We start from the raw sequence: 25,490 nt of genomic DNA, 5'->3' as shown, positions 1-25,490 counted from the left end.
GATTTCTCTCATCGTAAGGCGAAATTTTGGGAAACTTAGTCGAACGATCGCCGATCGACGAGACAAACAGCGCGACTATTTTCGCTAGCCTGACGGCATGACGTTCAACCCCGACCCCGCCGCTCCGCTGCGCACCCTGGCCGCCCTACCCGGCTTCGCCGCCACGCCGCTGCGCACGCTGAGCCAGCCCGCCGGCCCCACGATCCTGATCAAGGACGAGCGCGACCGCATGGGCCTTTCGGCCTTCAAGGCCGTCGGCGGCATCCATGCCGTGGCGACCCTGATGGCCGAGCGGGGCGACATCCCCACCTTCGTCTGCGCCAGCGCCGGTAATCACGGCTATGCGGTGGCGACGGGCGCGCGGCTGCTGGGGGCCAAGGCGCGGATCCACCTGTCGCGCTCCACACCGGCGCCGTTCGTCACGCGCCTGGAGTCGGCCGGAGCCGAGGTCGTGATCAGCGACGCCCGCTATGACGAGCTCCTGCTGGAGGCGGCGGCCGACGCCGCCACGACGGGCGCGATCCTGCTGTCCGACACCGCCGACACTCTGAATGACCGCCCACCGGCTTTGGTCATGGAGGGCTACACCCTCATCGCCGAGGAACTGCGGGCGGTGTTCGAGGTCTCGGGCCGCTGGCCGACGGAGGTCTATCTGCAAGCCGGCGTCGGCGGCCTGGCCGCCGCCATGGCCCACATGGTCCGCGCAAACTGGCGTGTGCAGCCGCGCCTCGTCATCGTCGAGCCCGAGGCCGCGCCTTGCCTGGCCGCCAGCGCCAAAGCGGGACGGCCGGTGCGGGTCGAGGGCCCGGACTCGGTGATGGGTCGCCTGGACTGCAAGGCGCCGTCGGTCCTGGCCCACGCCGTGCTGGCCCGCTGCGAGGTCGAGTACGCCGCCGTGTCGGACGCGGCCGCCCAGACAGCCGCCGACCACCTGGCCTTCGCGGGTCTGCCCACGACCCCCTCCGGCGCGGCCGGCTTGGCGGCCCTGCTGTCCGCCGCCCCGCCCGCCGACGCTCGCCCCCTGATCATCCTGACCGAAGGACCGCTCGCGTGAAGCTGCTCTACCAGACCCACTCGCCGTTCGCCCGCAAGGCCCTGGTCTTCGCCCACGAGGCCGGGCTGGCCGATCGCATCGAGGTCATCCACCACGAGACCAGCCCCACCCTGCGCAACGACGCGGTCCATGCGCTGAACCCGCTGGGCAAGGTCCCGGTGCTGATCACCGATGAAGGCGAGGCGATCTTCGACTCCGGCGTCATCTGCCGCTATCTCGCCGGCCTGTCGCGAAGCATCGCCGATGACCTCGCCGCCCTCCGCTGGCAGGCGGTGGCCGATGGGGTCTCGGAAGCCGGCATCCTGGTCCGCTGGGAAACTGCGCGCCGCCCCGAACACCTGCGTTACCCGCCGCTCGGCGAGGGCCATCTGGCCAAGGTCGCCGGCGCCTGCGCCTATCTGGAGGCCCACTTTCAGCCGGCCGAGACGCCAGGCCTGGCCGAGATCGCCATCGCCACGGCGCTCAGCTGGATCGCTTTCCGGGAGGTCCATGACCTGGCCGCCTATCCGCGCCTCTCCGCCTGGCTCCAGGCCTTCGAACAGCGACCGTCGATGCGGGCAACGACCCTGGTCGGCGAAACGTTGGATGGCTGAAACACAGGAGCCTTGAGCCGGCCACGCTTGCGCGCGAGGATGCCGGCGGCGGGCGCCTCTAGGAGTGTTTGATCATGCGTGTCCTGATCGGATCCATCGTACTGGCGGCGCTGCTCTCCGCCGGTCCCGCGCTGGCCGCCGACGCCAAGCCCGAGCGGACCAAAAGCTCGTGCTTCCGGCCCGACGACGTCAACGGCTTCACCGTTATTGACGACCGCACCGTCGACGTCACCATCTCGCCCAAGACCGTCTATCGCCTGACCCTGTTCTCGCCGTCGCCGGATATCGACTGGTCGCTGCGCATCGGCATCTATTCGCGCGGCCGCTCGTGGGTGTGCTCGGGCTATGACGCCGAGATCATCGTGCCGGAAACGACCGGCCGGCGAACCTATCCCGTGACCGACGTGCGCAAGCTGACGCCCGAGGAACTGGCGGCCGAGAAGAAGAAATAGCCCTAGTTCGCCCCTAGTTCGGTCGGCGCCGGCGGATCGCGTCCAGCAGCGAGCGGTCACGATCGTCGGCCGTGCGGCCGCCGCCGGCCAGCAGCCGCACGCCCAGGACGAAGCCGACGGCCAGGGCGGCCAGCTTCAGGGTCACAACCAGGGGCGATCCGGCCAGCAGGCCGGTGAGGATGGCGTCCAGCATCGGCGCTAGTCCTCGTCCGACAGGTCGGTCGAGGCGTTGCGCGCCTCGCCGGCCACGCGTCGCCAGCTGTCCAGCACGTCGACCACCGAGCCGCTGGCCAGGAACGGCTGCTCGCGCTCGGCGCAGGCCTGGACCTGGGCGGCGCCGGCCCGCAGGTCGTCGGCGACGGCGGCCCAGTCGTCGGCCAGGCGGTTGAGGCCGCCGACCTCCAGCCCGTGGATCGCGGCCGGGGCGACGACATCGTGGAAGATCAGTTCCTGGCGCGAGCGCAGCGGCGGCTCGAACGCCCAGCGCTGGGTCGAGCCCCCTCGCTTCAGCCGCGTGACCACTGGCGCGCCGTGCCGCCAGCCGCCCTCGCCCGGACATTCCAGGGCCAGGGTCTGGTAGCTGACGTTCTGCAGATAGAGGTCGGGCGAGACCGAGACCAGGAACCGCGCGGCCTCGATCGGCGTGGCCTCGCGGCGCGCCACGCGTGGGCGTGGCCCTCGGTCGGCGAAGGTGAACGGCGGCGGGTTGCGGGTCAGCGGGATCAGCTCTTCGTCCTGGTCGACGATCAGGACGAGGCTGCGATCGGCGGCGCTGACCAGGGTGTAGGCCTCGCCGCTGGGCTCCAGCGTCCAGAACTGACGCTTGTCGAAGATGGCCATGTCGCTGGCGCAGGCTTCGCCATGGTCGTCATAGGCCAGGCACAGGCCCGGCACGTGGGGTAGGACGATGCGGACGGGCGGGTTGCGCTCGCGGCCGGCGAACACCACGCCCAGGCGCGTGGCGGCCTTGGCCAGGGGGGCAACGGCCTCGCCCAGGGCGCCGGCTCGACGACCGCGCTCCTCGGCGGCGCGAGCCAGGGTGTCCAGGATCGCCTGGCAAGCCCTGGCCTCTTCCAGCGACGGCGCGCGCGCCTTCAGCGGGGCCATCAAGGCGGCCAGGCGGCGATAGAGTTCGGGACTGTCCTTGGCGTAGCTGACAATGTCCTCGGCCAGGGTGCGGGTCTTGCCCCGCCCTCCCAGATCCCAGGCCTGCGCCGCGGCGGCGAAGTCGGTCCAGGCGTTCAGCAGCGACGGGTCGGAAAACCAAGTGACCCGCGCGATGTCCTGGGCGGGCGCTGCGCGACGGCGGCCCTCGGCGGCCATCAGGCACAGCAGGCGCCAGGCTTCGGTCTCCAGCGCCGACAGCGGTTCGACCGGAGCCAGCGCCGGCGCGGGCAGGACCTCTGCGCCGGCGACCACGCTCCGCGCCCGGGCGAAATCGCCCCCGCGATCGGCGAAGAGCCTGAGACTACGCACCGGCTCGCCCGAACCGGCCGTCCAGGATGCTGGTGGTGGCGTGCTTGAGGACGCCGTCGATGAAGGCTGGCACGTCGGCCTCGGTCACGCCCTGCTCGCGAGCCCAGACCTTCAGCACATGGCGCAGCAGGCGGGCGGCGGCGTCATCGACCGGCGGCGCGGCGTTGAGGACGGCGTTGGGGGCCGCATTGGAGCTTTCGGAGAAGGACTTTTCGAGAAGCATGATCGACTCCTTTGGCGTGGCGGGGGCCGCGGGTTGGCCGCGACCGTGCGAATGACCTTCCGAAAAGAAGGGCCCGACCGGCGGGTGGCCGGACCCTCTAGTCGGTTCACGCGGCCGGCGGCGGGGAGGACCCCGTCGCGGTCGACAGCTGGACCATGGAGAGAAATTGCGGTTTCTGATGTGCCGATCTGCACACCGGACGCAGATCGCATACCAACGATCTGCAAAACTTCCTGAGCGAGCAATCGATTGCCGCCTCACCCTGAGGGTGTTTCAGCTCTCTCTAAGGCGCGCGCGAGAGGCTGAAGATCGGGGTGGCCGGGAAGCCCTTGCGGGTCTGGGTGCGGCCGACATAACCGCAGGCCACCGCGTCGCCATGAAAAGTCGCCAGCGCCCCGGCCAGGGCCTCGCTGATCCCGGCCGAGCCGGGGGCGACGTCGGGCTCGATGCGGGCGGCGACGACCACGTGCGTGCCGATCACCGCTGGGGCGTGGGTCAGGGGATGGCGACGCAGGTGCACCGGCCCGTAGTGCCCAGCCACCCGCAGGCCCAGGCCGCGCGGCAGGCCCAGCGCCTTGAGGTCCAGCGCCTTGTGCCCCTCCAGCAAGGCGAGGGCGGCCAGGGCCGCGTCGATCGGGCGGTCAAAGACCAGGAACAGGCCATCGCCCCAGGTCTCGACATGGGTGGGCGGGGCGGCCAGCCACTCGACGGCCTTGGCCATGCGGCCCATCACCGTCTCGATGAAGGCCGGGATCTGGTCGTCGCGCAGCGTGCCGAAACCCTGGACGTCGGCGAACAGCATCGCCTTCATGGCCCGCTTGGGCGGTTCGTCCGAGTGGCTCGGCGTTCGACGGACGGGCGCCGGACGCTCGACCGAGACCACCGCGCGGCGCCGGCCGCTGCGCGCCCAGTAGGTCAGGTCGTAGGACACCCCGGCCGGCCCGCCCGTCTCGTGGCCGTCCCAGACCGCCAGCTGGATCGCCTCGGTCGACAGGGTCTGGGCCCTCAGCACCGCGCAGCCCATGGCGAACTGGCTGGAATAGGCGAACACCTGCTCGTCGCCCAGGTAAGGGTCCCGCGAGGCGTAGCGGATCGAGGTCGCGCGGGCCATGCAGGCGTCGAAGCGGCCGATCCAATCGGCGCCGAACGGGGCCACCGAGATCTCGGCGAACGAGGCGCGGCTGACCGGCAGCACCACATGCAGCTCGGCCCCCGACGCCAGCAGAGCCTCGGCGAAGACGATGTCGGCCCCGGCCGCCAGGCTGCCGTACCCGAAGCCGACCCGCTGCTCTCTCAGCAGTTGGTCGACCTGGCGACGCAGGGCGCAGTCGGTCAGCGCCGCGTCCTTGTCGGGTCCCAGGATGTGGCCGGTGAAGTGGGCGCAGACCGGCGGGCGGAACGGCGCCAGCCAGGCTGGATCGACCTCGGTTTCGCGGCACAGCATGTCCAGCTGGCGCAGGGTCGAGGCGTGGGCGGCATAGGCCTGGGGCGCGAAGGTCATCGCCGCGGCCAGGGTCTCGCGCGCGGCGAAGACGTCGCCGGTCAGGAAGCGGGCCTCGGCGCGGCTGGCGGCTTCGTAGTAGGCGGCCTCGCCGGTCAGGCCGGGCGGGGGAGCGATCTCCAAGGCAGCGGCGGCGCGGTCGCGGGCGCCTTTGGGGTCGCCGGCCACCAGGGTCATGGTCGCGGCGTTGATGGCGCCGTACAGGCCGCCGAACCGCTGGAACAGGGCCTCGTAGCGCCGGATCGAGGCGCGGGCGAAGGCGATGCGGCGCGGGCCGTGCGTGGCCAGCGCCACGTCCTTCAGAAGCCGCGCGCCGAGAGCGACGGCGTCCGAGTCGTCCGCCCGGTCGAGGCCCAGGCGGACATATTCGGATCGCGCGAAGTCGATGGCCCCCGACCGCGCCAGGCACAGCACGGCGGCATAGGCGACGTCACGCGAGGTCTCACCCGCCTCGAGGGCGGCGCGAGCGATGTCGTAGGCGGCCAGGATCTCGCCGCGCCGGATCAGCGCGGCGACCTGGTCGCCGTCGAACACCGCGTGCGCGATCAGGGAACCCGACCGAAGCCGTTGTCGATATCGGGATCGAGATCGATCTTCTGGTCGTGGCTGTCCAGCATGAACAGGCTGTAGGTGTACTCACCCATGCGGGCGTCTTCGTAGATGACCTTGAAGCGCGCGCGCGGCAGCATATCGCCGCCGTCGATCGAATACGGCACCCAGACGAAGCTGGAGAAGTTGACGCCATAGTCGCGATCGAACTCGATCGGACGACGCTGGAACTTCCAGCCGGCGTTGATCAGTTGATCGCTGAGCGTGAAGACCAGCTCACAACGCTCGCTCAGATCCAGGCTCAGCCGCGTGGGCCGTTCCGGATGCAGGAAGTTCATGAAGTTGAAGTTTCTGTCCAAGCCGATGACCAGCTCGACAACTTTAGAGGGTGTAGGTTCCGTCATTTCAATGCCTCCCGACCGAAGATTCCACCTACAGGGGAATTTCGCCAAAAAACAATGAAGCTTGGGTGTGCGTAGCCGTGTTTTTTCAACTCGCGCACAATGTTCTCGGCCTGGTTGCGCTGACCGGCGGCGAGATAGGCCCGGGCCAGGACATCGCGGCTCGCCGGCGGCAGGGCCGCGTACGGCGAGAGGGTCTTGATGACCGCCTCCGGCTGCCCCACCGCCATCTGAGCAAAAGCGAGCAGGCAATCGCGCTCAACCTGCTGCCCTGAGGTCCCGGTCGCGCGCGTCAGGTCAGTCAGCAGGGCCTGAGCCAGACGACGTTCCGCGGCGTGATCGCCGGCCAGCCGCGCCAGCACCACCGCCTGCTGGGCCAGCCTACCCTCCATCTCGGTTCGCCAAAGCTTGGGATCGCCGCCGTGCAGCTTGGCCAAGCCTGCTCCGGCGGAGGCGTGGAGCGCTCGCGCCCGCGCCAGATCGCCCGACCAGGCTTCCAGGTCCATTTGGTCCTGCTCAGCGACAATCAGGCTTTCGCCCCACCGCGCATTGGTCGGGTCCAAGGCCGAGAGGTCGCGCAGCTTGCGCGCGCCGGCCTCCAGCAGACCTCTCGCCGCGTTCAGGCCGCCGACGTCCAGCTCCAGCCGCCCCATCGCCAACTGGTTCATGACGGCCTTGGCGGTCAGGCGCTTGTCGTTGGGGTTCTTGTTCGAGGCGTCGGCCAGCAGCCGCGTCGCGGCGCTTCGCTCGCCATGCGCCTCGCGCACGCGCCCCAGTTTCAGCAACGCGTCAGCGATCCAGGCGTGGGTGTTGGCGGTGTCGACGATGCGGCTCTTGTCCGTGGGCGCGCGAACGCGTTCGGCGTCAAACACCACGAGAGCGGCGCGGAAGGCGGTCAGGGCCTCGGCGATCCGTCCCTGCTCGAACAGCAGGGTGCCCAGGTTGTTCTGGGCGTAGGCCACCTCGATCCGCCAGTCGGCGCGGCTGGGGTCGAGCTTGACCAACGTTCGGGCCAGCTCGTCGTAACGCTTCATCCCGCGCTCGGCGTTGGCGACATCACCGCGCCGCCATTCCATGTAGGCCAGCCAGAAGACGCTCTGGGCCTCGTCGAAGATGCGCTCGCCATTGGTCGGATCGCGCTCGACCAGGGCGTGGGTCGTCGCGGCCGCCTGGCGGAAGGCGTCCTGGGCCCCGGCATAGTCGGCGCGCTGCTCGCGGATCGTGCCCAGCAGGGTCTGGGCCTTGGCGCGCTGGGCCAGGGCCTTGTCGTCCAGTCGGTCGCTGCGGTCCTTGGCGTAGTAGGCCAGCACCTTGGCGCTGACCCCGTCCAGCACGTCCAGGCGTCCGACCGGCTCAAGCTGCTCGCGCAAATCGCCCAGCATGTAGGCCACCAGGGCCTCGGTCTCGTCGCGCTGCTCGCGGGCGATCTGGCGGGATTTGAGGGTGGCGACGGTCATGGCGCCCATGCCGACGGTGACGACGGCGGCCAGGCCGGTAAAGGCGGCCATCACCCGCAGGCGGCGGCGAGCGTCGCGCTGGACCAGCTGATCCAGGCTGACGTCCAGCAGGCGGGCGGCGATCTTCAGCCGGGCCAGGCGCTTGCCATCAGCGTCGGGCCGCAGGTCGACGGCCAAGGGCTCGACGCCCTCGGGCAGGGCCGCGCGCAGGGCCGGCGGCATCACCGCGTCCAGCTGGGCGTCGGCCGGGGTCGACGGGGTGATCACGCACAGCACCGCGCCGGGGCCGCGATCCTTGAGGAAGTAGGCGACCTCCTGGTCGACCCAGCGCGAGGTCGCCGCCGTCGGCGAGCACAGCACGATCAGGGCGTCGGAGCGATCCAGGGCGTCACGGATGGTCTCGCCAAGATCGGCGGCGGCGCTCAGTTCGTCGCGATCGCGAAAAATCGGCTTCAGACCACCCGCGATGCTAGCGCCATTCTTGGCCGACAACCTTGGAGGAGCGCGATAACTCTCCAAAGCGCGATGAAGCCATTCAGCCGCTTGGCGGTCATGGTGACTATAGCTGATAAAGGCCTTGTAACGCTGTCGATTTTCCATTCGCCGCCCCCAGCACGACTGTGCAGGACCGTACCTGATGACCGTGATTCCGCCATCCTCTGCCCGTGCACAAACGTTTGCGCTACCCGAGGACTATCGCGCCAACAAGCTGTTCCGCCACATGACCCGCGAGGAGATCGAGGCGCTGGGGCCGCAGGTCGAGCACCTGCGCTATGGCAAGGGCGAGATGATCCTGCAGCGCCGCGACGAGGACGGCGGCATCTACCTGCTGCTGGAGGGCGCGCTGCTGGCCAACCTGTATGCCCGCTCGGGGCGCGAGGTCGGTTATCGCCGCATTCCGCCGGGCGGCTACTTCGGCGAGATCGCCGCCATCGATGGCCTGCCGCGCTCGGTCAATATCGTGGCCCTGGAGGACGTGCGGCTGGTGCGCCTGCCCCAGCGGCTGGTGCTGCGCCTGTTCGAGGAGTCGCCGCGCTTCATGCGGGCTCTCCTGGAAGACATGGCCAGCCTGACTCGCGCCCTGACCGACCGCCTGTTCGAGCTGACCGCTGTCTCAGTGGCCTGCCGCGTCGACATCGAGCTGCTGCGCATGGGCTCGGCCGTGGCCGGCGACGCCAATGAGGTGGTGATCCAGCCCTGCCCGACCCATGCCGAGCTGGCCGTCCTGGTCGGCAGCCAGCGCGAGCCGGTGACGCGCGAACTGAACCGCCTGGCCAGCCTGAACATCGTCCGCCAGAGTGGCCGGACCTTGAAGATCCTCGATCTGGCGGCCCTGGCCGACGAGGTCGAGCGGATCGGCGGCGAGCTCTAGGTGTCGGGGGCCGATCTCTTCGGCAATCCGCTGGGGCCGGCGTCGGTGACGGCCCTGGCGGCGATCGACGACTTCATCGACGGCTTTCTGGCCTACGAGACCCGCGCGGCGAACGTGATCGCGGCGGCCGAGGCCCATCCTGGCAGCGTGCTGCTCAATGCCTATGCCGCCACGCTGTGGCTTTTGCTGGAAGCGCCCGAGGCCGTTGAACGCGCCGCGCCGTATCTGGCCCGCGCCCGGATCGCGGCGGAAAGCGCCCATCCGCGTGAGCAGGCCTTCGTGGAGTTCGTCAGCGCCTGGTCGGTGGACGACATTCCAGCCGCCCTGGCCATCGCCGATACGATCCTAGCGACCTGGCCTCGCGACCTCTTGGTGCTGAAGCTTCGGCACTATCACGACTTCAACCGCGGCGACTTCCCGGCCATGCTGCGCGCCGCCAGCGCCGTCCTGCCCCATGCGCAGGATGTGGCCTACCTGCACGGCATGATCGCCTTCGCCTACGAGCAGTGCCACCTGCTGGATGAGGCCGAGGCCGCCGCCCGCCAGGCGTTGGCTCTCAAGCGCAAGGAGCCCTGGGCCCAGCACGCCCTGGCCCATGTGATGCTGACGAAGGGCCGGATCGCCGAGGGCGTGGCCTTCCTGGAGGGCGTGCGCGACACCTGGACGGGCCTGAACTCGTTCATGGACACGCACCTGTGGTGGCACCTGGCGCTGTTCTATCTGAGCCAGGGCCGGTTCGAGGATGCGCTGGCCGCCTATGACGACCACTGCTGGGCGCAGGAGAAGGGCTATTCCCAGGATCAGGTCGGGGCCGTGTCGCTGCTGACGCGACTGGAGCTGGCCGGGGTCGCGGCCGGCGAGCGCTGGAGCGAGCTGGCCAACCACTTGGCCGTCCGCGCTGACGACGCGGTGCAGCCGTTCCTGACGCTGCAATACCTCTACGGCCTGGCGCGCGCCGGACGGCCGGAGGCGGACGCCCTGCTGGCCGCCGTGCGCCGGGCGGCGGTCGAAGCGCCAGAACACGTCCGTCAGACATGGGCCGAGGTCGCCCTGCCCGCCGCCGAGGGCCTTGTCGCGCACACGCGTGGGGACTTCGAGACAGCGCTTCGGGGCCTGCGCGCCGCTCTACCGCGCCTGGCCGAGATCGGCGGCAGCCATGCCCAACGCGATCTGTTCGAGCAACTGATCCTGGACGCCCTGATCCGCGCCGGACGACTGTCGGAAGCCCAACAGGCGCTGGAGCTACGGCGCGGTTTCGATCCCGACGGCGTGCCGCTGAACCGCGCCCTGGCCGATGTCTATGAGCGCCTGGGCCTGCCCAACGAGGCCGCCAAGGCGCGCGCTCGGATCGCCTAGCCGTTCGCCGCGTGGACGCCGCGCGCGATCGCTCGCGCCAGGCAGTCGCCGGCCGCCGCGCCCAGTCGGGCCAGGATGATCTGCCGGCCTTCCTCGCCCAGCGCGACCGCGCCCGAGGCCGCCGCGAACACCACGTCGCCGTCGAACGGCGTGTGCGCCGGGCGGATCGCGCGGGAGAGGCCGTCCTGGGCCATGATCGCCAGCCGCTGGCACTCGCCGGGGCCTAAGTCCGCATTGACCGCGACCACCGCCAGGGTGGTGTTCGTGCCGGGGTTCAGCCGCCCCAGGCCCGCCAGACGCGAACCGTCGGGCAACGGCTCGATCGCGCCCGCTGGCCCCGAAGGCGTGCGACCGCCGAACTCGCCATCGATCTCGAACGGCCAGGCCCAGAAGGTCTCGCCGTCGGGCATGTAGACCGAGCCCACCGAATTGACCGCCACCAGCGCCCCAACGACCAGACCGTCGCCCAGGTGCAGCGAGGCCGAGCCCAGGCCGCCCTGCACGACACCGGCCCGCGCTCCGCGTCCAGCCCCGACCGCGCCCAGGGCGAAGGTCGTGTCCAGGGCCTCGAAGGCCTCTCGCCCCAGGCGGCGATAGGGCGGCGCGTCGCCCCAGGCCTTGTCGCCGTCATTGGCCAGATCGTAGAGCACCGCCCCGCCGACGATCGGAGTCGGATGGGTCTGCGGCCGCAGCTGGAAACCCTCGCCCGCTTGCGACAGGGCCGTGGTCACCGCGTCGGCGGCGGCCAGGCCGAATACTGAACCGCCGCTCAGGGTCAGGGCGTGCAGCTTGGCGAAGCTGTTCTCGGGCGACAGCGCCGCCGTCTCCCGCACGCCGGGCCCACCGCCGCGCACATCGACCGCCGCCGTCCAGCCGCCTGGGAAGCGCGCCACCGTGACGCCCGTCTTCACCGCCTCGTCCGTGGCGTGGCCCACCGTCAGGCCAGGCACGTCGGTGAGCAAGTTCAGCGGTCCGGGTCGAAGCAAGGCGATATCCTTCGTCAGGTTCGCGGGCACTCTAGCGAAGCCGGCCGCGCCGGGCCTAGTCTCGATACATGAGCCAGCTCCCTGACCTGACGGCGACCGAACTCTCCAAGCTCTACGGCGACGGCGAGGTGTCGCCGGTCGAGGTGACCCAGGCCGTGCTGGCCCGGATCGAGGCCTGGGAGCCCGACCTCGCCGCCACCTGGGCATTGGACGCGCAAGCCGCGATGGAGGCGGCCCGGGCTTCGGCGGCGCGCTGGCGACGCGGCGAGGCCCTGGGGCCGCTGGACGGCGTGCCCGTCACCGTCAAGGAGCTGATCGCCACGCGCGGCACACCCAAGCCGATCGGCTCGGCGGCCTCGGCCCTGGTTCCGGAGCCCGTCGACGCCCCGCCCGCCGCCCGGCTGCGCGAGGCGGGCGCGGTGATCCTGGCCAAGACCACCAATCCCGACTTCGGCATGCTGTCGTCGGGCCTGTCGAGCTTTCATGCCCTGTCGCGCAATCCCTGGGACCTGGCCAAGACCCCTGGCGGCTCCAGCGCCGGGGCAGGATCGGCGGCGGCTGCGGGTTACGGGCCGATCCACCTGGGCACCGACATCGGCGGCTCGATCCGCCTGCCGGCCGGCTGGTGCGGGATCTATGGCCTCAAGCCCAGCAACGGCCGCATCCCGATCGACCCGCCCTATATCGGCCGCTGCGCCGGGCCGATGACCCGCACGGTGGAGGACGCCGCGCTCTCGATGACGGTCCTCTCGGCGCCCGATTGGCGGGACTATATGAGCCTGCCGCCGGAACGGCTGGCCTGGGACGATCTCGACATCGACCTGAAAGGCCTGCGCATCGGCCTGATGCTGGACGCCGGCGTCGGCCTGCTCGTCGATCCGGAAGTGGTCGAAGCCGTCACAGCCGCCGCCCGTGCGTTCGAAGGCGCCGGGGCGATCGTCGAGCCGTTCGCGCCGTTCCTGACCCGTGAGATGCTGGACGGCCTGGACTTGTTCTGGCGCACCCGATCCCTCAACGATCTCAATGCCCTGCCGCCGGGCCAGGCCGACCGCGCCCTGTCCTACATCCTGGAATGGGCGCGAGCCGCCGAAGGCGCGGATGGCGTGGCGGTCTATCGCGGCTTCAACCAGATCCAGCGCATCCGCGAGTTCGGCGGCAAGGCGTTCCAGCCGTTCGACTTCGTGCTGTCGCCGACCGCTCCCGCTCCGGCTTTCGACGCCCATCTGCCTTCGCCGACCAACGACCCTGCCCGGCCGTTCGAGCACATTGGCTTCACCGTCGCCTTCAACATGACCGAGCAGCCGGCGGCCTCGATCAACGCCGGCTACACGGCGCAGGGACTGCCGATCGGGCTGCAGATCGTGGGCCGGCGGTTCGACGATCTGGGCGTCCTGCGCCTGTCGCGCGCCTGGGAGCGCCTGCGCCCCGAGCAACGGCCCTGGCCGGCCGCGCCTTTCCCGGACAGTCGTTAAACTGTCACCCATTGGGGATAGTCGGCGCTCCCCATGAAAACGCGCCTTCCGCTCCTCATGGCCTGCGCCCTGCTGGCGATCGCCCCGCCTGCCGTTTCGGCAACCATCGCGGACCTGCCGCTGAAGCAGAACGGCGGGACCTGGGCGTCCGGCCACGTGCAGGGGATCGCCGTCGATGTGAAGGGCGGCTACGTCTATTACTCGTTCACCAACCTGCTGGCGAAGTACGACCTGAAGGGCAACCTGGTCGGTACGCTGGTGGGCTGGACCGGGCACTTGGGCGACCTCGACTTCAACCCGGCCGACGGCAAGGTCTACGGCTCGCTGGAGTACAAGAAGGACAAGGCCTTCTACATCGCCGTGATCGACGTCGCCCGCCTGGACCGGGTGGGCGTCGAGGCCGGCGCCAGCGAGATCTTCCGCACCGTCTACCTGCCCGAGGTGACCCGCGACTACGCCGCCGACATGGACGGCGACGGCAAGTTCGACGGCGATGTCGGCAAGACCGCCGACCACCGCTACGGCTGCTCCGGCATCGACGGCGTCTCGTTCGGTCCAGCGTTTGGCAAGGCCGACGGCCCGCGCTACCTGACCGTGGCCTACGGCATCTACGGAAACACCGAGCGCACCGACAATGACCACCAGGTGCTGCTGCAATACGACGTCGCCGACTGGGCCAAATACGCCAGCCCGCTGACCGAAGCCGCCCCGCATCACAACGGCCCCGCGACGCCGGCCGCCAAGGTGTTCGTGCGCACTGGCAACACCAGCTACGGCGTCCAGAACCTGGCCTATGACGACAGCCAGAAGCGCTGGCTGATGGGTGTCTATCTGGGCAAGAAGACCAGCTTCCCCAACTACGGCCTGTTCGCGGTCGAGGCTCATGCCAAGCCCGTGACCGGCGACCTCATCGGCGCGCCCGGCGAGAAGGGCCAGCTGCTGGCGCTCGCCGACGCGGGCCTCAAGGACCCCGCCACCGGGATCCGAGGCTGGAACCAGAAAGCCGATGTCGGTCTCCAACCCGTCGGCAATGGCCTCGCCTATCTGGCGGTCAACACCAAGGTCGACGGCAAGCAGACCGCCGACCTGACCCTGATGCGCTGGACCGGCGACGCGGCGGCTCCGTACGTCCCGGCGACCGCGCAAGACCTTGCCAAGGTTGTGCGCTAGCCGCCGCCAAATCCTCCGCGTGCGTCCCGTTCGGGGTGTCACAAACGGCCGCTAGCCAGGCGGCCTCAGCAGTGTCCAGCCAGCGAGTCAGGGATGAGCGGCGCCGACAGGGAAAGAACACGGTGGTTCCTGCGGAACATCCTTCCGCACGAGCCCACGCTCAAAGGATGGCTGTCGCGCAACGCGCCGACGGGCGTCGATCCCGACGATGTCATCCAGGAAGCCTATACGATCCTGGCCGAGCTGGAGAGTGTCGACGACATCCGTCATCCGCGCGCCTATCTCTTCCAGGTGGCCCGCTCGGTGATTACCCGCCACGTGCGGCGGGCGCGGATCGTGGCCATTCACGCGGTCGACGACCTGGAGCGCCTGGAGCATCCCGACGACGCGGCCTCGCCCGAGCGGCGGACCATCGACCGCGATGAGCTGAGGCAACTGGCCAAGGCGATCGCGGCCATGCCGCTGAAGACCCGCGAGGCGTTCGTGCTCAGGCGGGTCAGGGGCCTGCCCCAGCGCGAGATCGCCGCCCGCATGCGGATTTCGGAAAATACGGTGGAGACCCACATCTCCCGAGGCATTCTGTTCCTGATTGATTGGTTCGGTCGTAGCGGAAACACCCCTCCCCAAACCTCTAAGTCTACGAACGCAGAGAACACCCCCAGAAATGGCCGAACGAGACACCAGTCGCGACATTGACCAGGCGGCGTCCGAATGGACGGCGCGGCTGGATCGTGGACCGCTGTCTCCGGAGCAGGCGGCGGCGCACCAGGCCTGGCTGCAGAGCGATCCGCGCGCCAAGGGCGCCATGCTGCGGGCCCAGGCCCTGTCGATGATGAGCGAGTCGGCCCAGGCCCTGGGCGACGACTTCAATCCCGCGACCTTCGCTGAGCCGCGCCGCCCACGCTTCTCGCGGCGACAGGCCATCGCCTGGACGGGCGCGGCGGCCGCCGCTGCTTCACTGGCGGCTCTGGGCGTGACCTCGGCCGCCGCCGGGACGGTGATCAGCACCGATCGGGGGGAGATCCGCCTGGTCCCGCTGAAGGACGGCTCGACGGTCCTCCTAAACACCGACAGCCGCATCCGCGTCCGTTACGACAAGGATCAGCGCGTCGTCGTCCTGCTGAAGGGCGAGGCCTATTTCTCGGCGGCGCGCGATGAGAAGCGGCCCTTCGTGGTCGAGGTCAACGGTCGCCGGCTGCGCACGACCCAGGCCGGTTTCCGCGTCCGCAAGCTGGACGAAGCGCCGGTCGACCTGCTGGTGAACCTCGGCCAGGTCGATGTGTCAGCCGCGCCGCTGATCGGCTCGGCCAGCATCGTCGCGGTGAAGGCCAATACGCGCCTGGCGCTCTCCGACCCAGCCCACATCTCGGCCGAGCGCCCCCTGGCGATCGCGCCGCAGATCGTCACCCGCGAGCTGGCCTGGCGCGAAGGCAAGCTGGCCTTCGAGGGCCAGACGCTAGGCGAGGCGGCGGCCCAGTTCGCGCGCTACAGCGACACTCACATCCAGATCCGCGACGCCGAGCTGGCCCGCGAACCGGTCACGGGCCTGTTCGCCGCCAACGACCCGGTGGGCTTCAGCCGCGCCATCGCCCGGGTGTTCGACGCGCGCCTGGAACAAGGCCCCGAGACGGTGGTCCTGACCCGCCCGAGCACCGCCCAAGCGGCCGCCCAATAAGAAGTTTTTGCAACATATAGCGGAAGGCCCAGGCCGGACGGCTCTCAACCGGCAACGTCGCCAGCACGCGACTATCGGGGTGTCTGAAAGCCATGAAGTCTCGCTATTGTCTCCTCGCCTGTGGGGCGTCCGTCGTCGCCATGGCGATCGCCGCGCCGGCCAGCGCCCAGCAGCGCGTGTTCGACATTCCGGCCCAGCCGGCCGTCCGCGCCATCCCGGAACTGGCCCGCCAGGGCCAGGTGCAGATCGTGGCCCCGGCCCGCCAGCTGGACGGCATCAACACCCCGGCCGTGAAGGGCGCCATGGACGTGCGCACCGCCCTGCGCCGCCTGATCGCCGGCACGCCGCTGACCATCGACAGCGACGACGGCCAAATCATCACCCTGCGCGCCAATGCGAGCACGCCGCGCCCCCAGGCCGGCGTCGGTAGCGGTGTCGTTCGAGGCCGCGTCCTCAACACCGCCACCGGCGAGTATGTCCGCAACGCCGAGATCCGCGTCGAGGGGACCTCGATCGTCGCCTATTCGGAAGACGACGGCGACTTCCGCCTGACCGGCGTGCCCTCGGGCGACATCAGCGTCCTGGTCAAGTACGCCGGCCTGCAGGAGTCGCGCACGGTCCTGACCGTCACGGCCGGCCAGCCCTCGACCCTCGAGGTCGCGCTGAACCCGATCTCCTACGCCGCGGCCGCCGAAGGCTCGGTCGAGGCCGTGACCATCACCGCCAAGCGCGAAGGCCAGGCCAGCGCCATCATGGAGCGCCGCGCCTCGACCAACGCCAAGACCGTCGTGGCCGCCGACAACTTCGGCGCCCTGACCATGGGCGACGTCGGCGAGTTCATGAAGAACATGCCCGGCCTGTCGCTGGACTATACCGAGGTCGACGCCACCGCCGTCCGCATCGGCGGCCTGGACCCGAAATACTCGACCTTCACCACCGACGGCGCGCGCATGGCGACGGCGACCTCGAACAACAACAACGGCCGCCAGAACTCGTTCGAGCAGATGTCGATCACCGGCATCGACTCCATCGAGCTGAACAACACCCTGCAGGCCAGCATGGACGCCGACAGCCCGGGCGGCGCCATCAACCTGCGCAGCAAGTACGCCTTCCAGCGCACCAGCCGCCTGCTGCGCTTCCAGCTGGGCGGGGTCGGCACCAGCGACAGCAGCCTGTCGCGCCAGTACCTGCCGGACGACAAGAAGCACTCGACCATCTATCCGTCGGCCCAGGTCGGCTATGCCGACGTGTTCCTGGACGGCCGCCTCGGCGTCGCCTTCAACGCCAGCTACAACGCCAACTTCGTCCAGCAAGACCGCATCCAGACCGACTGGTCCTACCTGACCAGCGGCCGGGTCATTCCCTATCAGGTGATGTGGCGTCCGGGTCCCAAGCTGACCCACCGCAAGGCCGCCAATCTCAGCGTCGACTACAAGATCACCGACAAGCTGGCGCTGTCGCTGCGCTCGACCTACTCGTTCTACGACGTCGAGTACTTCAACCAGTACACCTACCTGATCTTCGGCACGACGACGGCCTCGCAGACCACGGCGGACTCGAACTCGACCCACATCGTGGTCAATCCGAACGCGGCCAACACCCGCCTGCACACCCAGTACTCGCACCGCTACGCCGGCACGCCCTCGTGGGTGTTCACGCCCAAGCTGGAGTACCGCGGCGACACCTGGGAAGCCCTGCTGCGCGGCAGCTATTCCAGCTCGGAATTCAATTTCCGGGACAATTCCAGGGGCTTCTTCCAGCGCACGGACAGCTACCTGACCCGCATCGGCTTCACGCTGGACCGCGCGTCGGAAGACTCAAACGAATGGACCCTGAAGCAGACCGCCGGCCGGCCGTGGGGCGACCCGACCAGCTTCAATCGTGACGACGACATCGGCAACAACATCCGCACGTCGGAGTCCGACGCCGGCAACCGCATGTACGGCGCCAATCTGGACCTGAAGAAGAAGCTGAACATCGGCCAGGTGCAGATGAAGGTGCTGGCCGGCGCGACCTACCGGACCAACGTCTGGAAGACCAATGAAGGCTCGTTCAGGCAGTTCCAGTATGTCGGCCCGACCAACGACCTGACCCAAAAGGCCCCGGAAGCCGTCATCCCCTGGACCAAGAATTATCAGTTCCAGATCCACGGCTTCGACGCCGGCAATCTGAACGACCAAGGCTGGCGCGCGGACAGCAACTACGCGACCTACGACATCTTCGCCCAGCATCCCGAGTACTTCGCGCCCGACACCGTCGGCAACCTGAAGCGCCAGCTGGACAACAACAAGAAGGTCGGCGAGACCGTCCAGGCAGCCTATTTCGAAGTGCAGCCGCGCATCGGCAAGGCCTCGTTCGACCTGGGCCTGCGCTACGAAAAGACGGAAACCGACGCCCGCGTCGCCGACATCCGCTCGGCCAAGGAAGTCACCGCCGCCGGCCTGTCGGTCAGCACCGTGCCGGGCCTGCTCTACCAGTACCGCAACGGGACCTACACGACCCGCCACGGCCAGTATGATGACTGGTTCCTGAGCGGCGGCGCCAAGTACGACTTCACCAAGAAGCTGGTCGGCCAGGTGGCCTTCAGCCAGTCGATCCTGCGTCCCGACTACGGCAACCTGGGCGGCGTGGTGGCCGTGGACGACACCAACCTGTTCGTCACCGTGCCCAACCCGCTGCTCAAGCCCGAGCACTCGACCAAGTACTTCGCCAGCCTGCAGTACTATCTGGAGCCGTCGGGCGTGATCGGCGTGTCGGCCTACCGCCTGGACGTCAAGGACATGCAGGTGACCGGCATCACGGTGAACCCCGAGGACGTCGGCTACAACCCGGCCGACTATGCCGGCTACACCTTCCGCAGCGCCCAGAACCTGCCCGGCACCAGCACCAACAACGGCATCGTGCTGGAGTACGACCAGCAGCTGACCTTCCTGCCGGGCCTGCTGCGGGGCCTGGGTCTGCGCGGCTCGATCACCCACATCATGCCCGACGGCGTGCGCGTGAACACGCCGAAGGTCGCCTCCAACTGGGGCGTTCGCTACAGCTACGGCAAGTTCGACTTCCAGCTGACCGGCAACGCCCAGGGCCGCTACCGCACCAGCGCGCTCGGCAACACCCCGGCCACGGCCAATAACGGCGTCCTGTACCACGCCGCCCGCGAGCTCTGGAACGTCAGCGCCAGCTACAAGATCAACAAGCAGTTCGAGATCATGCTGGCCGGTCGCAACATCTTCAACGCGCCAGACGTCATCTATTCGAACGTCCGCACCCGGGTGCAGCAGTACAGCATCTACGGCTCGATGTGGAACATCGGGATCAAGGGCACCTTCTAGTTTTCCCCTGAGCAACTTGACCTCCCGCGGCCCTCCAGCCGCGGGAGTTTTCTTTTATGGAGACCTCGCATGGTTCTGAGGATCGATCGTCGCCGCCTGGTCATGGGCGGCCTGGGACTGTCTGGCCTGATGCTGCCCGCCGGCCAGGCCCTGGCCCGGCAGCTGACCACGGCCACCGGCTTCACCCACAATGTCGCCAGCGGAGAGCCGGGTCCGGACTCGATGCTGCTGTGGACGCGCTATGTCCCGATGAGCGACGGCGTCACCCGGCTGGAGGCCGAGGTGGCCCTGGATCCGGACTTCGCCAAGGTCGTGGCCGGCGGCGTCGTGCGCACCGGCGCCTATCGCGACTGGACGGCCAAGATCACCGTCGACGGCCTGAAGCCCGCGACCGTCTACTGGTACCGCTTCATCGCCCCGAACGGCGAGCGCTCGCCCGTCGGCCGCACCAAGACCCTGCCGGAAGGCAAGGTCGACCGCTTCAACCTGGCGGTCTTCTCGTGCTCCAACCTGCCCCAGGGCCTGTTCAACGCCTACGCTCATGCCGCGGCGCGCAAGGACGTGGACCTGTGGCTGCACACCGGCGACTACATCTACGAGTACGGCGTCGCCTCGACGCGCGAGGCCGACTGGGCGCCAGGCCGTAAGGAGCAGTTGCTGCCGGTCACCGAGATCCTGGCCATCGCCGACTACCGCCTGCGCTATGCCAGCTACCGCGCCGATCCGGACCTGCAACGCCTGCACCAGCTGGCTCCGATGGTGGCCCTCTGGGACGATCACGAGTCCGCCAATGACAGCTACGAGGCCGGCGCCCAGAACCACCAGCCCGACAAGGAAGGCGACTGGAACATCCGCCGCGCGGCGGCCATGCAGGTCTATCGCGAGTGGATGCCGGTCTCGGACGAGCCGTGGAAATCCTACGACATCGGGACCCTGGCCACGCTGTACCGCACCGAGTCCCGCCTGCTGGCCCGCACCAAACCCGCCGACCTGGGCGCGGCGTTCAGGGCGGCCGATCCGGACGCGGCCCTGAAGGCGTTCCGCGACGGCGTCTGGAAGGACCCGGCCGCCACCATGATGGGCTCCACCCAGGAGAGCTGGCTGGCCCACCAGATGAAGGCGACCAAGGGCGCCTGGCAGCTGGTCGGCATGGGCACCATCCTGGGCCGGACGGTCATGCCCAAGGACGCCGTCGACTGGCTACGTCCCGAGGTCGGCGAGAAGAAGGTCGCCGGCTACAAGAACAACATCCGCGCCGCCGCCCAAGGGATGCCGATGTGGATGGACCGCTGGGACGGCTATCCCGCCGCCCGCTCGCGCCTCTTGAAGTCCGCCCAAGCCGCCGACGCCGACCTGGTCATGCTGTCGGGCGACAGCCACAACGCCTGGGCCTATGGCCTCATGGAAGATGGCCAGCCCGCCGGCGTCGAGTTCGCTGGCCAGGCGGTGACCTCCAACGGCCTGGAAGGCGACATGGGCGCCGATCCCAAGGTCGTAGCGCAAGGCTTCATGGCCGCCAATCCCGAGCTGAAATGGGCCGACACCAGCCAGCGCGGCTACATGATGATCCAGGTCACGCCCCAGCGCGTCACCGGCGAGTGGCTGTTCCTCCAGACCATCAAGGCCCGCTCGACGGCCCTGTCCGGCTCGCACCGGATGTCGGTGGAGCGCGGCCGGCGGGTGTTTACGGCGTAACCTTCAGCATCACCGGCCCCAGCAGGCCCGACGGCGACAGCGCGTCGTCGGGCTTGAACGGCTGGATGGGGGCGAAGGTGTAGCGTTTCGCCCCCGGCTGCAGGTCGCCGATCATCCGGTTGGCCCAGAAGTTCACCACCCGGATACTCAGCGTGTTGCGGCCGGGCTTGAGGGCGTCGGTGACGTCCACGGCGTAGGGCGGCTTCCACTGGGTCGCCAGGGTCTTGCCGTTCAGGGTGACGGTGGCGAACTCGCGCACTTCGCCCAGGTCGAGCTGCACGCGGCCTTTCAGCCAGGCGCGCGGGACCTCGATCGTCTTTTCGTAGGTCGCCGCGCCGGAATAGTAGCGGACACCCGGATCGGCGTTGTCGGTCCACGAGGCCAGCTTGGGCAGGCTCACGCTGGCCGGCGCGCCCCAGCCGGGCTCGAACTTCACGGTCCAGGAGCCGTCGAGGGGCTTTGAGACTGGCGCAGGGCCGACCAGCGCCGTGCGCGCCAAGTCGGCAGTCTGCATGCGGAAGACCACGAACACCGCATCATAGGGCGCCAGCTCCAGCGTGACCTCGGTGCGCCCCTCGCGCTGGACGAAGGGCGCGGGCTCACCCTGCCCGGTGTCAGCGCGCCACAGCTCGGGGGCCTTGCCGGCGATGCGGAAGGACGGCGCGATCTTCAGAGGCTGGCCGCTGGTGTTGGCGACGAAATAGAGTTCGCCATCGTCGAGTACGCGACGGGTCCAGACGAGGCTGTCGCCCTGGCCGGTGATCGCCGGCGAGCCCAGAGCCGCCTCGACGCCGCCGGTGCGAACCGGACCGTTCCAAAGCTTGTCGACCAGCGACTTCCATTCGGTATCGGCCGCGGCGCCGCCGGTCAGAGTCGGGGAGCCCTTGGGTCGTTCTCCAACGACCAGCCCGCCGGCCGCGACCAGAGCCTCGATCTTTCGTAGCGCCGGCAGGCTGATCTGCTCCACGCGCGCCGGGATGACCAGGGCCGCGTAGCTGGCGCCCGACGGCAGGACCAGCCGACCGTCCTTCACACTCATCCGCTGGATCAGGCTCTCGGCGTCCACATAGTCGAAGTCCCAGCCCTTCGGCAGGTTCGGCCAGCCGCCCTCGACATAGGGCAGCGCCGTCGCGGCGTCCTCGCCCTGGAAGTAGGCGATGTCCGCCCCCGGCCGCCCCTGGCGCAGCATCCAGCCGCTGCGGGCCAGGTAGTCGGTCCAGGTCCGCATCTCGCCTTCGGCCCAGGTCTCGTTGCGCGACAGGTGCTGGCCATACTGGCGCAGGGTCATGCCCGGCTTGCGGTCGGTGAACGGCTGGTGGGCCGAGGTGTGCAGGACGAAGTGGTTGATGCCCTCGGCCATGTAGCGATCGACGATGCGCTTGTGCTGCCAAGGACCGGTGCGCCAGGGATCCTCGCCCATGGTCGTCAGGGCCTCGGCGCCAACGAGTTGCTTGCCGTAGACGTGGGCGGCCGAGGCGGCCTCGCGCACGTCGCCCATGTGGGCCGCGGGCGGCGGCTTGCCTTCCGGATAGACCCAGAACTCGCCCATGGGCACGTCGACCCGGCCCTTGGCCTGCAGGCCGTCGGCGATGGTCGGCAGGTCCACGCCCGGGGCCTCGGCGTCGTAGCGCATGCCCTCTTCGTGCAGGATCCTGGCGATCTCGGCGAAGTGGCGCTCGGTCAGCAAGTCGGCGATCGTGCGGCGATAGTCGGCCAGGAAGCGGTCGGAGGCCTCGGCGCTCTGCACCACCCGGCCGGCCAGCACCGGCAGCCAGGGGGTCAGGGCGTAGCCGCGCCGGGCCTGGAACTCGGCGGCCATGGCCTCGGTCCAGTTCTGCTGCCCGACCTCCCAGCTGTCGGTGATGACGAAGCCCAGGCCGTCCTGACCGTAGAGGTCGCCCAGCTGCGTCTTCAGCGGCTCCAGCACGCCCCGCATGTGGGCGCGGACGTGGTCGGCGTTCAGCTTGTCGACCTCAAGGCCCAGGCTCTCGGCGGCGGCCGGCGTGTCGCGGCGGCCGGTCAGGGACCAGCCGTAGCGGACTACGCGCCAACGGCCGGCGGGCGGGGTCCAGTCCAGGGTTCCGTCGGCCTTGAGGCGGCTGGTCAGGTCCAGCACCCCGGCGGGCGCGATCGCCTTGTCGGTCGCGGGCGTCGCGGCGGCCCAGTTGTCGGTCAGCACGCCCCAGCCGGCCTTCTCCTGGAAGCGGTCGACGCGGGGGTCGGTATGGATCGCGAACTCCGTCACCGAGGTCGGCTTGGCGTCCGCCGCCAGGCGCAGGCGGAACACGCTGGCCGTGGTCTTGGGAAAGGCGAAGGTGCGGACCGGCAGACCCTGACGGACCTCACCCGGCAACTTCATCAGTGTACGGAACGGCTGCCCATCATCGCTGGCCTCGACCACCCCATTGGGCATAGCGCCGTCCACCGCAACAGTCACGGCGCGGGCCTCGACCGGCGCGGCGTAGCGCAGCAGCACCCACCCGTCGCCGGCCACCTTCTCGACCGCCAGCGCGGCATAGGCGCCGTCAGCCAGTTTGCCCGCCGCGACCGGGCCGGCGCTGGAGGTCGCCTCCGCTACGGCCGGTGCAGCGTCCTCGCGCCAGGCAACCACGGCGACATCACGATAGAGCCGGGGTTCGGCGAAGCGGGCGGTGATCGGCAGGTCCTGGAACGGGCCGCTGACGCCCGGCGGCGGAGCCAGGGTGATCGGGCCCTTGCCGGAGACGACCGTCTCGCTCCAGACCAGCTTCTTCATCGCCTCTTCAGGCTTGACCCAAGGCCCGCCGGTCTCGCTCCAGCCACCGCCGGCCTGCATGCCGAACTGCAGGCCCAGGCGCCTGGACTCGGCCGCCGCATAACGCACCGCCGCCTTCCACTCGGGCGAGCCGTAGCCGATGCGTTTCTCGACATATTGCGGGATCGGCGGCGAGCCGAAGCCGATGTCGAACAGGATCGAACCGCCGATGCCGGCGCGCTTCATCCATTCCAGGTCGAGGTGGATGCCCTCCTGGGTGACGTTGCCGTTGATCCACTGCCAGAAGACCTGCGGCCGGGCCTCGGCCGGCGGGGCAGCGAAGCCGTCGCGCAAGGCGTCCGCCGCCAGGGCGACATGGCTGACGCTCAAGGCCAGGATCAGACCCAACGCGACTGGGCGTTTGTTCACGCCGCTTCTCCCTCAAGCAACTGGCGCTCCAAAGCGGCCGCCCGCACAATAGCGTCCAGGCCCTGAAACGAAAGCTGGTATGATGAGTATATCAGCTTGCCTTCCCTAGCGGCGTCGCCTTTGATGGCGCAAAGCCAGGGAGGCCAACCATGCTTATCGACCGCCGTCTGTTCGCCGCCTCGGCGCTCGCCTTTTCCCTGGCCGGCGCGACGCACGCCGCCGCCCACCCCTGGTACACCCAAGGCGCCTTCGCCCCGACCGAACGCATCGCCATCCAGGTCACCAACGACCTGGACGAGGACCGAGTGGCGAGCCCAGTGACCCTCACGCCCGAACAGCTACCGATGCTGCGCGGCGCCCAGGCCCTGACCGTGACCCTGGTCGATCCCGACGGCGCGCCGCGACCCGCGCCCGACCACGAACGCCAGGCCATGGAAGGCCCGCACGGGCATCTCGTCGAAACCAACGGCCGCGCCGTCGACTACCAGATGGACGACCTGAACGCCGACGGCCTGTGGGACGAGCTGTTCTTCCAGGTCGATCTCAAGGTCCACGAGACCAAGACGATCTACATCTATCGCGGCTTCCAGCAGCGCGGCTGGAACCCCCACCGCACCCATGCCGGCATCGGCAGCTACATGCGCCACACCGTGCCGTTCTGGGAGTCGGAAGCCGTCGGCTGGAAGCTGTGGTTCCCGACCGACGCCGACGTCTATGGCAAGCGCGCGCCGATGCTGATGTCGCCGCGCCTGTATGGCGAGAACCTGGATGGTTATGCGGTGTCGCGGATCGATCCCAAGCTGGGCTCGGACATCATGTCGGTGGATGACAGCTTCGGCGGCGGCGGCATCGGCGTGTTCGACGATCCGGCGAAATCCGACGCGATCTCGCGCCCGCGCTTCACGCCGAAGTCGGACCAGGCCAACCGCTTCAACGGCAACGGCGTGACCGACACCCGTTACGCCTTCGAGGTCGTGACCAACGGTCCGCTGCGCAGCATGATCCGCGTCAAGACCATGAACTGGGACAGCGGCAAGGGACGTTACGAGGTCGAGCAGCTCTACACGGCCTATGCCGGCCAGAACTATTCGACGGCCCGCGTGACCTTCAAGACCTTCGCGCCCAAGGCCAAGGGCGCGGCCTGGGCGGCGGGCATCCGCAAGCACGCCCCGGAAGAGATCCTCTACCAGCAAGGCGGCGTGGCCATCACCGGCGGCAGCGAGCTGGTGCGCAACCCCGACGACAAGGAGGCGGTGCAGAACGGCTTCCGCATCGACTATGCCGGCTCTGCCCTGGTCGTGCGCGACGCCTACAAGCCGATCTACGTCTCCAGCCCCGAGCGCCAGGGCAACCACGTCTTCAAGGTCGCCCCGACCAAGGACAACCGCTTCGAATACATGATCGCCGCCGCCTGGAGCGAAGGCCCCACGCTGAAGACCGCCGACGCCTTCAAGGCCTACGTGATCAAGTCGGCGCGCGAGTACAATTCGCCAGTGCGAGTCGGCAGCGTGACGGCCCAGAAGAAGTAGGCGCCGCTTACGAAGACCCGGCGCCGTTCGCGAA

At 69.2% G+C, this 25,490-nt stretch carries 20 protein-coding genes; 12 read left to right on the top strand and 8 right to left on the bottom strand.

The annotated features are described in order from the left end of the window. The first annotated feature begins 97 nt into the window (after positions 1-97). From J7528_RS15915 to J7528_RS15905, 3 genes are all read left to right on the top strand, one after another. The gene (locus J7528_RS15915; protein ID WP_291876296.1) at positions 98-1,054 is read left to right on the top strand and encodes a pyridoxal-phosphate dependent enzyme; all 957 of its coding nucleotides are present in this window, start codon (positions 98-100) and stop codon (positions 1,052-1,054) included. Beyond that, entirely contained in the window at positions 1,051-1,647 is a 597-nt protein-coding gene (locus J7528_RS15910; protein ID WP_291876294.1) for a glutathione S-transferase, read from the top strand. The genes J7528_RS15915 and J7528_RS15910 overlap by 4 nt, the downstream gene beginning before the upstream one ends. A gap of 74 nt (positions 1,648-1,721) precedes the next feature. Beyond that, on the top strand, positions 1,722-2,099 hold the full coding sequence (locus tag J7528_RS15905) for a DUF6491 family protein (RefSeq protein ID WP_291876292.1): 378 nt from the start codon (positions 1,722-1,724) through the stop codon (positions 2,097-2,099). 13 nt (positions 2,100-2,112) lie between these two features. On the opposite strand, the gene J7528_RS15900 is transcribed toward J7528_RS15905, so the two are convergent. From J7528_RS15900 to J7528_RS15875, 6 genes are all read right to left on the bottom strand, one after another. After that, positions 2,113-2,292: a hypothetical protein gene (locus tag J7528_RS15900; protein WP_291876289.1), complete on the bottom strand. Its 180-nt coding sequence runs from the start codon at positions 2,290-2,292 to the stop codon at positions 2,113-2,115. Positions 2,293-2,297: 5 nt separating this feature from the next. Beyond that, positions 2,298-3,575, bottom strand: coding sequence for a hypothetical protein (locus J7528_RS15895; RefSeq protein WP_291876287.1), 1,278 nt, complete (start codon positions 3,573-3,575; stop codon positions 2,298-2,300). Next, complete coding sequence (locus J7528_RS15890) at positions 3,568-3,798, bottom strand: hypothetical protein (protein ID WP_291876283.1); 231 nt, start codon at positions 3,796-3,798, stop codon at positions 3,568-3,570. Before J7528_RS15890 ends, J7528_RS15895 begins: the two co-directional genes overlap by 8 nt. A 283-nt stretch (positions 3,799-4,081) precedes the next feature. After that, positions 4,082-5,833, bottom strand: a complete 1,752-nt coding sequence (locus J7528_RS15885) for an adenylate cyclase (protein WP_291876280.1) — start codon at positions 5,831-5,833, stop codon at positions 4,082-4,084. A gap of 11 nt (positions 5,834-5,844) precedes the next feature. Next, positions 5,845-6,252, bottom strand: coding sequence for a hypothetical protein (locus tag J7528_RS15880; RefSeq protein WP_291876279.1), 408 nt, complete (start codon positions 6,250-6,252; stop codon positions 5,845-5,847). Continuing rightward, entirely contained in the window at positions 6,249-8,306 is a 2,058-nt protein-coding gene (locus J7528_RS15875; RefSeq protein WP_291876278.1) for a TIR domain-containing protein, read from the bottom strand. The genes J7528_RS15880 and J7528_RS15875 overlap by 4 nt, the downstream gene beginning before the upstream one ends. Before the next feature lie 37 nt (positions 8,307-8,343). On the opposite strand from J7528_RS15875, the gene J7528_RS15870 reads away from it, so the two are divergent. Both J7528_RS15870 and J7528_RS15865 read left to right on the top strand, forming a co-directional pair. Then, positions 8,344-9,078, top strand: coding sequence for a Crp/Fnr family transcriptional regulator (locus J7528_RS15870; RefSeq protein WP_291876276.1), 735 nt, complete (start codon positions 8,344-8,346; stop codon positions 9,076-9,078). After that, positions 9,079-10,434, top strand: a complete 1,356-nt coding sequence (locus J7528_RS15865; RefSeq protein ID WP_291876273.1) for a tetratricopeptide repeat protein — start codon at positions 9,079-9,081, stop codon at positions 10,432-10,434. On the opposite strand, the gene J7528_RS15860 is transcribed toward J7528_RS15865, so the two are convergent. Continuing rightward, complete coding sequence (locus tag J7528_RS15860) at positions 10,431-11,420, bottom strand: P1 family peptidase (RefSeq protein WP_291876270.1); 990 nt, start codon at positions 11,418-11,420, stop codon at positions 10,431-10,433. The genes J7528_RS15865 and J7528_RS15860 overlap by 4 nt on opposite strands. A 68-nt stretch (positions 11,421-11,488) precedes the next feature. On the opposite strand from J7528_RS15860, the gene J7528_RS15855 reads away from it, so the two are divergent. From J7528_RS15855 to J7528_RS15830, 6 genes are all read left to right on the top strand, one after another. Further along, positions 11,489-12,892 carry an amidase gene (locus J7528_RS15855; RefSeq protein ID WP_291876268.1) on the top strand — a complete coding sequence of 468 codons (1,404 nt, stop codon included), beginning with the start codon at positions 11,489-11,491 and terminating at the stop codon, positions 12,890-12,892. Between the two features lie 33 nt (positions 12,893-12,925). Next, a complete protein-coding gene (locus J7528_RS15850; protein WP_291876265.1) occupies positions 12,926-14,062 on the top strand; it encodes a hypothetical protein in 1,137 nt (378 codons plus the stop codon). 93 nt (positions 14,063-14,155) lie between these two features. Then, positions 14,156-14,758: a sigma-70 family RNA polymerase sigma factor gene (locus J7528_RS15845; protein ID WP_291876262.1), complete on the top strand. Its 603-nt coding sequence runs from the start codon at positions 14,156-14,158 to the stop codon at positions 14,756-14,758. After that, positions 14,727-15,737, top strand: coding sequence for a FecR domain-containing protein (locus tag J7528_RS15840; protein ID WP_291876260.1), 1,011 nt, complete (start codon positions 14,727-14,729; stop codon positions 15,735-15,737). Before J7528_RS15845 ends, J7528_RS15840 begins: the two co-directional genes overlap by 32 nt. Positions 15,738-15,829: 92 nt before the next feature. Then, complete coding sequence (locus J7528_RS15835) at positions 15,830-19,069, top strand: TonB-dependent receptor (protein WP_291876259.1); 3,240 nt, start codon at positions 15,830-15,832, stop codon at positions 19,067-19,069. A 69-nt stretch (positions 19,070-19,138) separates the two neighbouring features. Beyond that, positions 19,139-20,764, top strand: coding sequence for an alkaline phosphatase D family protein (locus J7528_RS15830; RefSeq protein ID WP_291876257.1), 1,626 nt, complete (start codon positions 19,139-19,141; stop codon positions 20,762-20,764). On the opposite strand, the gene J7528_RS15825 is transcribed toward J7528_RS15830, so the two are convergent. Beyond that, positions 20,754-23,927 (bottom strand): glycosyl hydrolase, encoded by a 3,174-nt coding sequence (locus J7528_RS15825; protein WP_291876254.1) that lies wholly within the window; start codon positions 23,925-23,927, stop codon positions 20,754-20,756. The genes J7528_RS15830 and J7528_RS15825 overlap by 11 nt on opposite strands. Before the next feature lie 149 nt (positions 23,928-24,076). Between J7528_RS15825 and J7528_RS15820 the strand changes: the two genes are divergently transcribed. Then, on the top strand, positions 24,077-25,456 hold the full coding sequence (locus J7528_RS15820; protein WP_291876250.1) for a DUF4861 family protein: 1,380 nt from the start codon (positions 24,077-24,079) through the stop codon (positions 25,454-25,456). Positions 25,457-25,490 lie beyond the last annotated feature (34 nt).

This window comes from Caulobacter sp. (assembly GCF_017744445.1).
Taxonomy (GTDB): Bacteria; Pseudomonadota; Alphaproteobacteria; order Caulobacterales; family Caulobacteraceae; genus Caulobacter.
Note: the sequence above shows the minus strand (reverse complement) of the source record. Positions and strands in the feature narration are given on the sequence as shown.

What these genes read in the sequence shown, in the direction of transcription:
- J7528_RS15900 (WP_291876289.1), bottom strand. Translation starts at nt 2,292, where the DNA reads ATGCTGGACGCCATCCTCACCGGCCTGCTGGCCGGATCGCCCCTGGTT.
- J7528_RS15820 (WP_291876250.1), top strand. Translation starts at nt 24,077, where the DNA reads ATGCTTATCGACCGCCGTCTGTTCGCCGCCTCGGCGCTCGCCTTTTCC.
- J7528_RS15840 (WP_291876260.1), top strand. Translation starts at nt 14,727, where the DNA reads ATGGCCGAACGAGACACCAGTCGCGACATTGACCAGGCGGCGTCCGAA.
- J7528_RS15875 (WP_291876278.1), bottom strand. Translation starts at nt 8,306, where the DNA reads ATGGAAAATCGACAGCGTTACAAGGCCTTTATCAGCTATAGTCACCAT.
- J7528_RS15850 (WP_291876265.1), top strand. Translation starts at nt 12,926, where the DNA reads ATGAAAACGCGCCTTCCGCTCCTCATGGCCTGCGCCCTGCTGGCGATC.
- J7528_RS15905 (WP_291876292.1), top strand. Translation starts at nt 1,722, where the DNA reads ATGCGTGTCCTGATCGGATCCATCGTACTGGCGGCGCTGCTCTCCGCC.
- J7528_RS15835 (WP_291876259.1), top strand. Translation starts at nt 15,830, where the DNA reads ATGAAGTCTCGCTATTGTCTCCTCGCCTGTGGGGCGTCCGTCGTCGCC.
- J7528_RS15880 (WP_291876279.1), bottom strand. Translation starts at nt 6,252, where the DNA reads ATGACGGAACCTACACCCTCTAAAGTTGTCGAGCTGGTCATCGGCTTG.
- J7528_RS15845 (WP_291876262.1), top strand. Translation starts at nt 14,156, where the DNA reads ATGAGCGGCGCCGACAGGGAAAGAACACGGTGGTTCCTGCGGAACATC.
- J7528_RS15855 (WP_291876268.1), top strand. Translation starts at nt 11,489, where the DNA reads ATGAGCCAGCTCCCTGACCTGACGGCGACCGAACTCTCCAAGCTCTAC.
- J7528_RS15830 (WP_291876257.1), top strand. Translation starts at nt 19,139, where the DNA reads ATGGTTCTGAGGATCGATCGTCGCCGCCTGGTCATGGGCGGCCTGGGA.
- J7528_RS15890 (WP_291876283.1), bottom strand. Translation starts at nt 3,798, where the DNA reads ATGCTTCTCGAAAAGTCCTTCTCCGAAAGCTCCAATGCGGCCCCCAAC.
- J7528_RS15870 (WP_291876276.1), top strand. Translation starts at nt 8,344, where the DNA reads ATGACCGTGATTCCGCCATCCTCTGCCCGTGCACAAACGTTTGCGCTA.
- J7528_RS15915 (WP_291876296.1), top strand. Translation starts at nt 98, where the DNA reads ATGACGTTCAACCCCGACCCCGCCGCTCCGCTGCGCACCCTGGCCGCC.